Below are 14,252 nucleotides of genomic sequence, written 5' to 3'. Positions count from 1 at the left end.
ACTCCGTCGTAAGGGTACCCGCCCGCGGTACCGAAATGCATTGGCTACGAGCCCTGCGCAACATTATGCACCGGCGCCAGCCGATACAATAGCCACACCAGCACGGACGCCAGCAGCGCGGCCAACAGGGCCAGTCCCAGTTGCGACCCCTCGCCGGTCAGGGTGGCGTATTGCGCGGGTGTGAGCCAGCGATCAGCCACACCCTCACCTTCCGCTATCCGCCAGGGCCACAATTTCAGCAGCGAACCTGCCATAAACCCGGCGAGCAACGCCATTACCGTGTCGTGGTAACGGTGCAGGGTCCATTTAAGCACATGCACAAAACTCAGCAGCCCGATGGCGCAGCCGGCCATAAAAGCCAGCAACAACGGTATCTCACCTTGCTTCACCGCCTCCAGCACCGGTTGGTACATTCCCAGTAAAAGAAGGATAAAACTGCCGGAAATGCCGGGCAGGATCATGGCACAGATAGCCAGCATGCCACTGAAGAAAAACACCGTGGCGCCGCTCCCCACTGCCGACAGGGCGGGGGCCAAGCCGATAGCAACGGCCACGGCGGTGCCTGCCAGAAACGCCATAACCTGAGCGCCCCCTCGCTGTTGCAGGGGTTTTAACACCAGAAAGATACTGGCCAGAATCAGGCCGCTGAAGAAGGCCCATACCGGCACTGGATGGGTATCCAGCAGCCAGGTTATCAGGCGGGCCAGCAGGGCAATACTTGTGACGATGCCCGCTAACAGGGTGATCAGAAAAGTCAGGTTGGCCTGGGCCCAGAACGCCATGAAACCCTGCTGGCGCCACACCTTCAGCAGGCGCGGTGTCAGCCCCCCCAGGGTATCGATCAACTCTTCATAAATGCCCGTGATCAATGCCAGGGTGCCACCAGACACACCGGGCACCACATCGGCCGCGCCCATGGCCATGCCGCGAAAAAAAATACCGGGTCGGATCATGTTGCCCCTGCGTTGTTGATAAGCCGCAAGCTACAAGCTTCAAGCTGCAACACGGGCTCAGTATTGTAGTTTCATCGCCACCAGATCCGCGCTCCAGACGATTGGCCGCGGGCAATGCTTATTCGCTAATTTCCATCCTGGTCGCGCCTTGTAGCTTGTAGTTTGAAGCTTGTAGCTGCCTTATCGCATTATCCCACGCTGGAACGGCACAAAACGAACAGCATCCAGTGATTGCACATGAAACTTGTCTCCGTCGCGGTCGACGACCGTGAGGATCTGCTGACGGTCACCTCCCACCGGCATCACCAGACGACCGCCGTCTGCCAGTTGTGACAACAAATCATCGGGAATTTCTGCACGGGCACAGGCGGCGAGAATGCCATCAAAAGGCGCTTCGCTCTTCCAGCCGAAACCACCATCCGCATGTTTGAGTTGTACCCGCGCCAGGCCCAGCTTTATCAACCGCTTGCGCGCCTGATCCTGTAACGGCCGGATCCGTTCCACGGAATAAAGTGCATCACAGAACTGGGCCAGCACCGCTGTCTGATAACCACAGCCGGTACCGATCTCCAGTACCTTGGTGGGCCTGCCGTTAGCGATCAACAATTCGGTCATACGTGCCACCACCCAGGGCTGGGAAATGGTCTGGCCGTGGCCGATGGGCAGCGCGGTATCGTCGTAGGCCTGGTGAGCCAGGGCTTCTTCAATAAACAGGTGACGTGGAGTATTGCGAATGGCATCAAGTACCCGCTCATCACTGATGCCGGCATCGCGTAGCCGCTGCACCAGACGATCCCGGGTCCGTGCAGAGGTCATGCCGATGCCGCTAAGTTGGATATCCATCTGTACTTCTTTTGCCTCTGGATTTGCCTCTCGGCGGATTATTCAGGCTTTATAATTTCCGCCATCACTGTCGTGGCAAAAGCGCCTGTGGGCAGCGTAAACGCCAGCTCCAGACACGCTTCTCCTTCCCTTTCCGATTGCCAGGACCATTGCAAGTCCCGTACCGGCAAGCGTGTGGCCCGACGAGCTTCGTCAACACCCATCTTGCACAGGCCGTGGATAACGGTGGCATGCGGAGCAAGCACCTGCTGCTCCAGTTCCCGGCAAGGGCCAGATGATGCCATGCCCGGCACCCCCGGCAAAGGGCCGGTGGGATGAACCTGACCGGCAATCACCCTTTCCCCGGCGTCAGGATCCTCGTCCGCCGGAAACAGACCACGACTTCCTTCCGGCTGCAGCAGGTCGCCAGCCAGTACCCGGTCCCAGCATTGGCGTTCAACGCGCTCGGCCAGCACACGATTGAACAGGTCGCTGCGCACTGCTGACAGCCATAAGCTGCGCAGGGCTTTCTTGCGGGGCGCTTCGCCGCCACTCAACCATGCTGTACCGCGAACCAGATTGCCTTCACCACGACCAAAGCGTTGCTCGCCGAAATAATTCGGCACGCCCTGGCGATCAATGGCCACCAGTTGCTGCTCCACAGTCTGACGATCACCCTGAAAACCGGTAACGCGAAGCACAAAACCATTGGCCCGATGGGTACCCCGATTCAGCTTGCGCCGGTGCCGTATCCCCTGCAAAAGCCGCAGTCCTTCAGGCCAGACAAAGTCAGGATCGTCCTTGCCCGGCAGGTGCAGGCTGAACCACTGGCGGGTAATGGCATGCTTGTCCTTGAGTCCACTGTACCCCACGGCCAGACGGTGAACGCCCGCCTGCTTGGCCAGCAGCAAGGCCACATCTTCCGTATTCCAGCCACATTTCTCGATTTCCAGCCACAGATGCTCACCCTCGCCCTCCGGGCGCACGTGCATATGTTCGACTACCTGGAAATCCGCAGGAGAGGCTTTCAATACTCCCCTGGCCGCCGGGCCACCATGGGCGCGAGGCAGGCTCATCGGGGCCCCGCTGTTGCCACCAGCAGCACGACCGCCTGCACTGCAATGCCTTCCTTGCGGCCGGTGAAGCCCAGCTTTTCGGTGGTGGTCGCCTTCACCGAAATCTGTGCCGCGCTGCAACCGAGCAGGTCAGCAATACGCTGACGCATGGCGCCGATATGGGGTGCCAGTTTGGGGGCCTGGCAAATAACAGTCAGATCCGCATTGCCCAGTTGCCAGCCGGCGGCGGTCACATCCTGATAAATCGCGGCAAGCAGCTTGCCGGAATCCGCGCCCTTCCACTGCGGGTCTGTGTCGGGGAAATAATGGCCGATGTCACCCAGCGCCAGAGCGCCAAGCAAGGCATCCGAGAGAGCATGCAGCGCCACATCCCCATCTGAATGGGCCTTGAGCCCCTGGTCATGGGGAATCGCCACGCCACCCAGCATGACATGGTCACCTTCTGTGAAAGCATGGACATCAAAACCCTGACCGATACGGATACTCACAACATGTTCTCCTCATCGCCCAGCTGGCGGCCCAGATAATAGCGCGCCAGGGCCAGGTCTTCCGGCACGGTAATCTTGATATTGTCGCCATGGCCGGCCACGAGCGCCGGACTGCAACCGGCTCTTTCCATGGCGGACGCTTCATCGGTGATCCCGGTGAGATCGCCCTGCAGCGCGTCGAGCAGCCGGCGTGCGGGAAACAGTTGCGGTGTCAGGGCTCGCCAGATGCAGTCACGATTCAGGGTCGCCGAAATGTGGTTACTGTCATCCGCCTGCTTGATGGTATCCACCACGGGCAGTGCCAGGATGGCACCCTGCCTGTCCGTCTGATCGAGCAGGTTTTGAATATCCGATAACCGCACCAGGGGTCGGGCCATGTCATGGACCAGCACCCAGGCACTTTCTCCACCCAGCGCCAGGGCCTGGCTAACACCATTGCGCACGGATTCCGCCCGTGCCGCCCCACCGGTAACGGTGGCAATCCGGGGATGAGAGGAAACCCCCAGGGTCGGCCACCAGGGGTCCTGCGCGGATACGGCCACCAGAACCCTGTCGATAGGCGCAAAGGACAACAGACGATTGAGGGTATGTTCGGCCAGGGTTTTCCCGGCCAGGGACAGGTATTGCTTGGGAAAACCTGCCCCCATGCGTTCACCGATACCGGCAGCCGGTACCACCGCATAGAGGGGGCCGCCAATGACTGGATTCACTCGCCGCCCCGGGGTTGTTCTAGAATCAGGAAGAAGGTTTCACCGTCGCGGATCATGCCCAGGTCCTTTCGGGCAATCTCTTCCACCGCTTCGGTGCCCCGCTTGAGATCTCTCACGTCAGCAGCCATCAAGCGGTTCCGCTCATTCAATTTGGCATTGCTCTGCTTGAGTGCGGCCACCTCTTTTTCCAGGGTGGCCACGTGCCGAACACTGCCTTCGCCGAACCACAGGCGAGCCTGCAGACCGACGAACACCAGCGCCAGCAGCGCAATCACGATCTGTCTGGCGGGAGACAACTGCATGGCCTCCCGCTTTCCCGATCCCTTGGCTGCTCTGCTGGGCTTGGTCTCCGACATCATTTAGCCGAGGAACTTGAACTCTTTGCGGCCATGGTAGGCGGCACGGCCCAGTTCCTGCTCAATGCGAATCAGACGGTTGTACTTGGCAACACGATCCGAGCGACACAGGGAGCCGGTCTTGATCTGGCCGGCGGCAGTGGCAACGGCCAGGTCGGCGATGGTGCTGTCGGCGGTTTCACCGCTACGGTGGGAAATGACCGCGGTATATCCTGCATCCTTGGCCATCTTGATGGCATCCAGGGTTTCGGTGAGAGAACCAATCTGGTTGAACTTGATCAGGATCGAGTTGGCCACCCCTTCATCAATACCGCGCTTGAGGATTTTGGTGTTGGTCACGAACAGGTCGTCGCCCACCAGCTGCACCTTGTTACCCAGCTTCTCGGTCAGGATTTTCCAGCCATCCCAGTCAGATTCATCCATGCCGTCTTCGATGGAGATGATCGGATAACGGTCGCACAGCTCTGCCAGGTAGCTGGCAAATTCTTCGGAGTTCATGCTGCGGCCTTCGCCGGCCAGCACGTATTTTCCATCCTTGTAGAATTCGCTGGCAGCGCAGTCCAGGGCCAGAGTCACGTCATCACCGGCTTTGTAGCCGGCAATCTCGATGGCTTCCATGATCGCTTCCAGGGCGGCCTCGTTGCTGGGCAGGTCCGGGGCGAAACCGCCTTCGTCACCCACTGCGGTGTTCAGCCCACGTTTTTTCAGCACGCCTTTCAGGGCATGGAAGATCTCAGCACCATAACGGATGGCCTCGGCCACGGTGGGCGCGCCCACCGGCTGGATCATGAACTCCTGGATATCCACGTTGTTATCCGCGTGTTCGCCGCCGTTGATGATGTTCATCATCGGCACCGGCAGGGAGTACTCGTTATCGTCGTCCTGCAGGTCGGAAATGTACTCGTACAGGGGCTTGCCCTGATCGATGGCAGCGGCTTTGGCGGCGGCCAGGGACACGGCGAGAATCGCATTGGCACCGAACTTGGCCTTGTTCTCGGTGCCGTCGGCATCGATCATGGCCTTGTCCAGCGCCTTCTGGTCGCAGGCGTCCATACCCACCAGCAATTCACGGATGGCAGAATTCACATTGCCAACGGCCTTGGTAACGCCCTTGCCCAGGTATCGGGCCTTGTCACCATCGCGCAGTTCCAGCGCTTCACGGGAGCCGGTGGATGCGCCGCTGGGGGCACAGGCACTGCCGGAAGCACCGGATTCCAGAACCACATCGGCTTCAATGGTGGGATTGCCACGGGAGTCGAGAATTTCGCGGGCTTTGATGTCAACGATCTTGGACATGACAGTCAATCTCTCTTCAATCAGTTGTTTTCAAAGGCAGGCAGTGCCTTGACGGTATTATCCAGGGTTTGCATCTGGGCAAGGAATGGCTCCAGACGGTCCAGTCGCAGGGCGCAGGGGCCATCGCATTTGGCATTATCCGGATCCGGATGGGCCTCCAGGAACAGTCCGGCGATACCCTGGCTGATGCCGGCACGGCCCAGTTCGGCCACCTGGGCACGGCGGCCATCGGCGCTGTCAGCGCGACCGCCCGGCTTCTGCAGGGCATGGGTCACGTCGAAAAACACCGGGTAATTGAACTTCTTCATGATGCCGAAGCCGAGCATATCCACGACCAGGTTGTTGTACCCGAAACTGGAACCACGCTCGCAGAGGATAAGCTGATCGTTCCCGGCATCCTCGCACTTGTGCAGGATGTGGCTCATCTCGTGGGGAGCGAGGAACTGGGGTTTCTTGATATTGATGATGGCACAGGTTTTCGCCATGGCCACCACCAGATCGGTCTGCCGCGCCAGAAAGGCCGGCAACTGGATGATATCGCACACCTCTGCCACTGGTGCGGCCTGATAGGGTTCATGCACATCGGTGATCAGCGGGCAGTTGAAGGTCTGCTTGATCTCTTCAAAGATCTTCAGGCCTTCGTCCATACCCGGGCCCCGGTAGGAACTCAGCGAGGAGCGGTTGGCCTTGTCGAAACTGGCCTTGAACACCCAGGGAATGCCCAGTTTGCTGGTCACTTCCGCATAGGCTTCCGCCACCTGCATGGCCAGATCACGGGATTCCAGCACATTCATGCCACCGAATAGGGCCATGGGCTTGTCGTTGGCAAATTCCAGCTCGCCGAGTTTGATGGTCTTCTGCATTACGGGATCACCTTTCCTTAGTGTGTTTTCTGTGCCGCCAGAGCTGCGGCCACATAACCCTTGAACAGGCCATGGCCATCACGAGGCGTGGAGGTAAACTCCGGGTGGAACTGACAGGCCACAAACCAGGGGTGGTCTGCCACTTCGATCACTTCCACCAGTTCACCATCCACGGAGCGACCGACAATCTTCAGACCGGCGCCTTCCAGCTGGGGCAGGTAATTATTGTTCACTTCGTAGCGATGACGGTGACGCTCGACGATGCGGGTGCTGCCGTAACACTCGGCCGCACGGCTGCCCGCCTCCAGAATACATTCCTGACCACCCAGACGCATGGTGCCACCCAGATCGGACTCTTCCGAGCGTTGCTCCTTGTGGCCATCTTCTGTGGTCCACTCGGTGATCAGCCCCACGACCGGGTCCGGCGTATCCGGACGCAGTTCGGAAGAGTGCGCCTTTTCGATGCCGGCCACGTGACGGGCATATTCGATCACCGCCAGTTGCATGCCAAGGCAGATACCCAGGTATGGCACCTTGTTCTCGCGGGCGTAGCGAATCGCGGCAATCTTGCCTTCAGTGCCCCGGTCGCCAAACCCGCCGGGCACCAGGATGGCGTCCAGATTGGCCAGCACGCCGGTGCCCTCGCGCTCAATATCTTCCGCATCCAGGTAGAGGATATTGACCTTGGCCCGATTGCTGATGCCCGCGTGGATCAGGGCCTCGTTGAGTGACTTGTAGGCATCCACCAGTTCGATGTACTTGCCCACCATGCCCACGGTGACTTCATTCTCCGGGTTGAGCTGGGCTTCCACCACTCGATCCCACTCACTCAGATCCGGTTCCGGCAAATCCAGCCCGAACTTGTCCACCACGATGGCATCCAGGCCCTGCTCGTGCATGCCGCGGGGTACCTGGTAAATGGTCTTGCAGTCCGGTGAGGAAATCACCGCCCGGGCTTCCACATTGGTAAACAGGGCTATCTTGTCCCGGGCGCTCTGCGGAATCGGGTCATCCGCACGGCAGACCAGAATATCCGGCTGCAGGCCGATGGAACGCAGCTCTTTCACGGAATGCTGGGTGGGTTTGGTCTTGATCTCGCCGGCGGTGGCGATATAGGGCACCAGGGTCAGGTGCACCAGCAGGGACTGGCTGGACCCCAGCTCCACGCGCATCTGCCGGGCTGCCTCCAGAAACGGCAAGGACTCGATGTCACCGGCGGTACCACCGATTTCCACGATGGCCACATCCGCATCCCCTGCCCCTTCGCGGATCTTCAGCTTGATCTCGTCGGTAATATGGGGAATGACCTGGACGGTGGCGCCCAGATACTCGCCGCGACGCTCCTTGTCCAGCACGTCCTGATAGACACGGCCGGTGGTAAAGCTGTTGCGGCGGCTCAGGCGAGTGCGGATAAAACGCTCGTAGTGACCCAGGTCCAGGTCGGTTTCGGCGCCGTCTTCGGTCACGAATACCTCACCGTGCTGGTAAGGGCTCATGGTGCCAGGATCCACATTGATGTAGGGATCCATTTTGATCAGGGTGACGTTGAGGCCGCGGGCTTCCAACAAAGTGGCCAGGGATGCGGAAGTGATCCCCTTACCCAGAGACGACACCACACCGCCGGTGACAAAGATGAAACGTGACATGCACTCACCAGATTGCTAGTGGGTTGGTAGCACTCTCACCAGTGTAACCGGCACCAATAAAAAAACACCCTGCACGCATGACACGGGCAAGGGGCTTTCTGAATCGGGTTGGCCAGCTACGCAAGTGATGGTTGAACACCTGAAAATTCAGGGGCTTGCGCTACATCAGGACGGGAGAAAATGTTAACAGAAGGCGTCGTGCGCCTCAATCGGAATCGCTCCGGTGAGCGTAAAAAGTGGTGCCGGACGATACCCGGTACAAACGCATCCGGATCCCCTAAGGCCTTATTCCGACTTCCGGTGCGACTTATCAGGCCCAGCGAGTTGCGAGGTGCGAGTCCCGAAATGCAAAACCGGGCAGGCCTTTCGTCACCCGCAACTCGCTCCTCGAAACGCCTCCCGGGGCCACACCCCACGTTTCCCACATCAGGCACTCTCGCAGGCGGCCAGCACCTCGGAAAACGGCGCGTCCATCTGCGAGCCAAACGCCGGGTGCCGGGCCAGCCGGGCACGGCTGGCCCGGGGGCTGCTGATGCCACAGAGAAAACGGGCCAGTTGCCGGGGTGAAGCCAGAGCCTGATGGTTTTCCTCACGGACAGCCTGTATCAGTGCCAGGTCCGGTGCCCTGCGACGACGGGCTGGCAACTGCGGCTTTTCCCCGAGGCACACACTGCACTGGCCGCAGGGGGCCGCCAGGGTCTCGCCGAAATAGCGCACCAATGCCTGTTGGTGACACCCGGTGCTCTCTGCCCAGTCACAGACAGTCTGTAGACGCTGAATATCGCGCTGCTCTCGCAGCGCAAACTGCTCCTGCATACGCTGTATCACTGGCTCAGGGTCCGCTGGCACATTCAGCATCCGATACCCCTGACGCACACCGGCCACCCGTAACTCGATCTTCTGCTGCAGCTCCAGATAGTTCAGGGCACTGAGAATCCGCAAGCGATCCTCTCCCAGGGTCTGGGCGGCATCAATAGGCCGCAGGGTCAACCAGATACGCCCCTCCTTGCCGGTGGCAAACAGGCGCTCCAGAAAACCGGCCCGTTCCGGGTCAAAGCCAGCCAGAACCTCCTCCCGGGAGGACGGGAACGCCACTTTGTATTCGGTATAGAACGGCGCCGTGGCGCGCACCACCCCATCCAGTTCCAGATAAGTGAGCAAGGTGTTGATGACCAAGGGGCGCACATCGAATTGGCCGGACAACTCATGAACAGAAAGATCGAACTGGGCTGGCTGTGCCAGAAGCCAGCGAATCAGGGCGGCCAGCGACCCACTGTCCGGGGTATCCCCATAGGTGAAATTCTCCAGAACCGTCAGGTCGTCCGGGTTGGCCAGCAGCTGACAGTGTGCAGGTTCCCCGTCGCGCCCGGCCCGGCCAATTTCCTGCATATAATTTTCCAGGGACTTGGGCAGGTTGTAGTGGTAGATGGCGCGGATGTCTGCCTTGTCGATGCCCATCCCGAAGGCGATGGTGGCAACCACGATATCGGCCTCACCCGCCATGAAGGCCTCTTGCACCTGATGGCGGGGCTCGTCTTTCAGCCCGGCGTGGTAGGCCTGCGCCTTCAATCCCTGTTTCTGCAAAAAGGCCGCCACAGTCTCGGCAGTCTTCTGCAAGGTTACATACACGATGGAGGGCTCGGGAGGCCGGCGGGTGAGCTGTTCCAGCAGGTACCGATCACGCTCGTCGGTGCGGCAAGGGCGCACCGCCAGGGCCAGATTGGGACGGAAAAACCCGGTCTGGATATGATCCGCCCTGGCGATATCGAAACTGCTGCAAATCTGCTCTGCCACCTGCGGAGTGGCCGTAGCCGTCAGTGCCAACACCCGCCCAACCTTCAGATCCCCGGCCAGCTGCGCCAGTTTCAGATAGTCGGGGCGGAAGTTATGTCCCCACTCGGACACACAGTGCGCCTCATCCACTGCCATCATGCTGATCGACAGGCGTTTCAGCCGTGCCAGAAAACGCTCGTTGGCGAGGCGCTCCGGCGCCACATAGAGCAGCTTGATGGTGCCATCGTCGAGCCCTTGATAGATCGCCTGCAGCTCACCGGCATCCACACTGGAATCCAGTCGTGCTGCCGGGATATTCAACCGATTAAGCTGGTCTACCTGATCCTTCATCAGCGCAATCAACGGCGACACAACCAGCGTCAGCCCATCCAGCATCAATGCCGGCAACTGATAACACAGGCTCTTGCCACCGCCGGTGGGAAACACGGCCAGCGCCGAACGCCCGGCCAGTAGCGCGTCGATGACGGCCTGCTGACCGGGACGGAAGGTCTGGAGTTTGAATGTCTGTTGAAGTAATTGCTGCACGTCTTGCATGAGGGCTCTTCGGTAGTCAGACGGAAGTTCAGAGCAAGGAGGCAGAGGTCATGGGAGCCACCTTGCAGATCCAAGACCTCAGGGTACAGACCCAAAATCCCCGTCTATATCAGTCAGTGTTGATCAACCCCGTAGGACATTGGCCAATGAGGCTCGTCGCCTGTATTGGTGTGGAGACGGCCAACGATACGTCCAGCTCCTACCCCCATCCCATGTCATCGCAGGGTGCACTGAGCCGGAGGCGAACTGCACCTTAACCAGCATTCGCGGTGCATACATCACTTCACATCGCTAACGGGAGTGCGGCAACAAAAACCATTCTTCGCATTGATCAGCCTCTTCGCCATCGGCCACCCCCACCAACGGCACCGATACCAGCGTCTCGCCCCGATACAGCAGTGGCCATTGATGCCGCTGCCATGGGGGCACGCCAGCCGCTCGCCACAGTTCCTTGATGCGCTGGTGCATGCCGTTGCGCAGCAAACGCGTGCCACCGGTAAAGGGACGCAGGGTCAGATCGCCTGGCGGCCGCATCAGGCTTATTGCGCCCTCCCCGGCTGTGGGCGACAGTTGCCAGAATGGCAGTGATGGCGGCGGCGCCCCCTGCGGCCAGGACAAGGTGCCCTGCCAGGGTGCCAGGGCCTCACGGGGGAGCAAATACAGTGCCCCCCGGAACAAGCGCACGGCCCAGTGCCCCCATTCCACCCTGGCCTGGCTATCCTCCGCGGCATCCTGCAGGGCCAGCAATTCGGCAAGCACCGCGGCGCTGGGCGCACTGGCGCCCTGGCGATGGAGCCACCAGCGCAACAGGTTGCGCTGTCGGGCCGGGCGCAAGGCTGCCAATCCGGCCAATGGAAATTGTTGACCGTTGACACCACAGGCGTCGGCATCCTCCTGCGCCCTTTCGTCCAGCAATTCACTGGCATCACTCATGTGCCTGGCGGTTCGGGCCAGGATTTCATCGGCACCCCGCCAGCGCTGACGCAGGGCCGGTAAAATACTGTGGCGCAGATAGTTGCGGCGCAGGCGTTGATCCTGATTACTGGGATCTTCCTGCCATTGCAGCCCCCTCTCCCGGGCACTGCGCTCCAATGCAGAGCGAGGCAGGTCCAGCAGGGGGCGCCAGAGGGTCGTCCCCTGACGATGATCCAGCGCTCCCATGGCCGCCAGGCCTTGCACGCCGGCACCACGCAACAATCGCAACAACAGGGTTTCCGCCTGGTCATCCCGGTGATGGGCAGTGATCACCGTGGCGCCGTCATGCCGGGCGTCCGCAAACAGGGCCTGATAGCGGGCCTGGCGGGCCCCGGCTTCGATGCCCTTGTCCGTATTGACCGTTACCGTGACCACCCGGAATGGCAAAGCCAGGCCGGCAACTCTCTGCTCGCAGTGAGCTGCCCAGTTCGCGCTGTCTGGCTGCAGTTGATGATTGATATGCACCACGCGCAACCGTGGCCCCAGCCCAGCCTCAACCAGCAGCTGCAACAGCAGGGAAGAATCCAGCCCACCACTAAAGGCAAGGAGCAGCGGCCCTGGCGGGGCCTGTTCTGCCAGATCGGGAATCAGTGGCGACGTTGGCATCGGGGAGGTCATCACTCGCACGGAAACAGACAGGATCAACCTTCAGGGTTGAGCGCATACCCTGCAAGCATAGCAGTTGCAGGACGCTTGCCCTATCCATGGGCCCGGGCCTTAACCCGGTAGTCAGGGAGGCAGTAATCGGTTATTCGTCAGCGGGGACGCTATCCACGTTGCCGTAGCTCATCAGGCGGTCGTAGCGGCGGTCCACCAGCGCGTCTATCTCCAGGGCCTTGAGCGCATCCAGCTGTTTCACCAGGGCCTTGCGGATCGCATCGGCCGCTTGGTCATAATCACGGTGGGCTCCGCCCAGGGGCTCCTTGATCACCTGATCGACAATGCCAAGCTCGTGGAGTCGACCGGCAGTCAGGCCCATGGCGGCGGCGGCTTCCGGCGCCTTGTCGGCACTGCGCCAGAGAATGGAGGCACAACCCTCCGGGGAGATCACCGAGTAGGTAGAGAATTCCAGCATTTGCAGATGATCGCAGACACCAATGGCAAGCGCCCCGCCGGAGCCGCCCTCGCCGATGACGGTGGCGATGATCGGCACTTTCAGCTGGGACATGACCCGCAGGTTGCGGGCGATGGCTTCAGACTGCCCCCGCTCTTCCGCATCAATACCGGGAAAGGCACCCGGGGTGTCGATAAAGGTGAGAATGGGCATCTTGAATCGCTCGGCCATTTCCATCAGTCGCAGGGCCTTGCGGTACCCTTCCGGCTTGGGCATGCCGAAATTGCGACGCACCTTCTCCTTCACTTCGCGGCCTTTTTGATGACCGATCACCATCACTGGCTGCGCATTCAGGCGGGTAATGCCACCGACGATGGCCGGATCGTCAGCAAAGGCCCGGTCCCCGTGCAGCTCGTCGAAGTCGGCGAAAATCCGCTTGATGTAATCCAGCATGTAAGGCCGCTTGGGGTGGCGGGACAGCTGGGAGATCTGCCAGGCACTCAGGTTGCTGAAAATGTTTTCGGTGAGCGAAATGCTCTTTTCCTGCAGCTTGGCCACTTCCTCGGAAATATTGACTTCGCTACCACTGCCAACCAGTCGTAACTCCTCGATTTTCGCTTCCAGGTCTGCGATGGGTTGTTCAAATTCGAGGAAGTTCGGGTTCATATGTCTGAGCCTGTTTATGGTGTTTTGCTGGCAAGCGCCGGGATAGTACGCCATGTGTCTGGCGCATGGCTGGCGGAAACGTCATCCATGACGCCGGAAATTGGCCTGCACAAGTGTAGCCGTAACCGGATGACAAGGTCGAGACGCGAAGCGCACCGCTAGGTTGCAAACTGTTTCAGGAGAAGTTGAAAGTTCAAAGTTGAAAGTTACAACGCGGGTAACGCCGCAGCCCCCCGACCCAATCAACCGTCGCGAACCCGGCCCGAACCGAGAATCGCGACCTCGGCCTTGAAGCTCGACAAGCCCTTCCCGCGTTTCAACTTTTAACTTTCAACTTGTAACTAGTACTCCATCCGTACCGCGTCTTCCCCGAACTGCACACGGAGTTCCTCCACCAGTGACTCGTGGGGACTGATCTTCCAGGCATCCCCCATCCAGAAGCTGGCGGCGGCAACCGGGTGATCCAGATCCAGCAATACCGGGGTATTACCGCCCTGATACGGCGCCAGGGTCTGTTGCAGTCGCTGGGGTAGCGCTTCGCTGACCGGCACGGCCACGCGCAGACGGCGGGCGAAGGTTTCCCGGGCCTGACGCATGTCCATGATCTCATCGGCTATCAGATTGAAGCCGCCAGTGTAGTCGTCATTCCGCACGCCTCCCTTGAAGATCAGGAGCGCATCCTTTTGCACAAGGTCGCCATATTCGGCAAACGTCTTGCCGAACACCGACACCTCGACCCGACCGGTCTTGTCGTCAAGGGTCACAAACGCCATACGCTCGCCACTGCGCTTGCTGCGGGTGATGCGTAGCGCCACCACCAACCCCGCCACCGTAGCGGCCTCACCCTTGGCCGTGGGTTGCAGCGAGTTCAACCGGGCGGAGACGAACTGGCGGACTTCACTCTCGTATTGATCAATGGGGTGACCGGTAAGGAACAGGCCCAGGGTGTCCCGCTCGCCATTGAGGCGGGTGTCATCGTTCCAGGCCCGGGCCGGCTTCCACTCCACGGCGGTAGCCGG

Annotated in this window: 13 protein-coding genes; all 13 read right to left on the bottom strand. The window is 60.3% G+C overall.

Annotation, left to right across the window (positions count from 1 at the left end):
• Positions 1-44 precede the first annotated feature (44 nt).
• A complete protein-coding gene (locus A3714_RS13405; RefSeq protein WP_063509646.1) occupies positions 45-953 on the bottom strand; it encodes a DUF368 domain-containing protein in 909 nt (302 codons plus the stop codon).
• Between the two features lie 180 nt (positions 954-1,133).
• Entirely contained in the window at positions 1,134-1,796 is a 663-nt protein-coding gene (locus tag A3714_RS13400) for a protein-L-isoaspartate(D-aspartate) O-methyltransferase (protein WP_063509647.1), read from the bottom strand.
• A 38-nt stretch (positions 1,797-1,834) separates the two neighbouring features.
• Positions 1,835-2,851, bottom strand: coding sequence for a tRNA pseudouridine(13) synthase TruD (gene truD, locus A3714_RS13395; protein ID WP_063509648.1), 1,017 nt, complete (start codon positions 2,849-2,851; stop codon positions 1,835-1,837).
• Positions 2,848-3,333, bottom strand: coding sequence for a 2-C-methyl-D-erythritol 2,4-cyclodiphosphate synthase (ispF, locus tag A3714_RS13390; RefSeq protein ID WP_063509651.1), 486 nt, complete (start codon positions 3,331-3,333; stop codon positions 2,848-2,850). Before ispF ends, truD begins: the two co-directional genes overlap by 4 nt.
• Positions 3,334-3,335: 2 nt before the next feature.
• A complete protein-coding gene (gene ispD / locus A3714_RS13385; protein WP_082844775.1) occupies positions 3,336-4,049 on the bottom strand; it encodes a 2-C-methyl-D-erythritol 4-phosphate cytidylyltransferase in 714 nt (237 codons plus the stop codon).
• Positions 4,046-4,351: a septum formation initiator family protein gene (locus A3714_RS13380; protein WP_062818023.1), complete on the bottom strand. Its 306-nt coding sequence runs from the start codon at positions 4,349-4,351 to the stop codon at positions 4,046-4,048. Before A3714_RS13380 ends, ispD begins: the two co-directional genes overlap by 4 nt.
• 57 nt (positions 4,352-4,408) lie before the next feature.
• The gene (gene eno, locus A3714_RS13375) at positions 4,409-5,701 is read right to left on the bottom strand and encodes a phosphopyruvate hydratase (protein WP_062818022.1); all 1,293 of its coding nucleotides are present in this window, start codon (positions 5,699-5,701) and stop codon (positions 4,409-4,411) included.
• 20 nt (positions 5,702-5,721) lie between these two features.
• Positions 5,722-6,564 (bottom strand): 3-deoxy-8-phosphooctulonate synthase, encoded by an 843-nt coding sequence (kdsA, locus tag A3714_RS13370; RefSeq protein WP_063509003.1) that lies wholly within the window; start codon positions 6,562-6,564, stop codon positions 5,722-5,724.
• Positions 6,565-6,581: 17 nt separating this feature from the next.
• Positions 6,582-8,210 carry a CTP synthase gene (locus A3714_RS13365; RefSeq protein WP_062818020.1) on the bottom strand — a complete coding sequence of 543 codons (1,629 nt, stop codon included), beginning with the start codon at positions 8,208-8,210 and terminating at the stop codon, positions 6,582-6,584.
• A 426-nt stretch (positions 8,211-8,636) separates the two neighbouring features.
• Complete coding sequence (locus A3714_RS13360) at positions 8,637-10,538, bottom strand: ATP-dependent DNA helicase RecQ (RefSeq protein WP_063509002.1); 1,902 nt, start codon at positions 10,536-10,538, stop codon at positions 8,637-8,639.
• A gap of 291 nt (positions 10,539-10,829) precedes the next feature.
• A complete protein-coding gene (tilS, locus tag A3714_RS13355; protein ID WP_063509001.1) occupies positions 10,830-12,119 on the bottom strand; it encodes a tRNA lysidine(34) synthetase TilS in 1,290 nt (429 codons plus the stop codon).
• A 142-nt stretch (positions 12,120-12,261) separates the two neighbouring features.
• Positions 12,262-13,233: an acetyl-CoA carboxylase carboxyltransferase subunit alpha gene (locus A3714_RS13350; RefSeq protein WP_062818017.1), complete on the bottom strand. Its 972-nt coding sequence runs from the start codon at positions 13,231-13,233 to the stop codon at positions 12,262-12,264.
• 341 nt (positions 13,234-13,574) lie between these two features.
• Positions 13,575-14,252 (bottom strand): OB-fold nucleic acid binding domain-containing protein (locus A3714_RS13345; protein ID WP_231867861.1); only part of this gene is annotated, 678 nt, incomplete at its 5' end.

Source organism: Alcanivorax sp. HI0007 (genome assembly GCF_001635525.1).
Classification (GTDB): Bacteria; Pseudomonadota; Gammaproteobacteria; order Pseudomonadales; family Alcanivoracaceae; genus Alcanivorax.
Note: the sequence above shows the minus strand (reverse complement) of the source record. Positions and strands in the feature narration are given on the sequence as shown.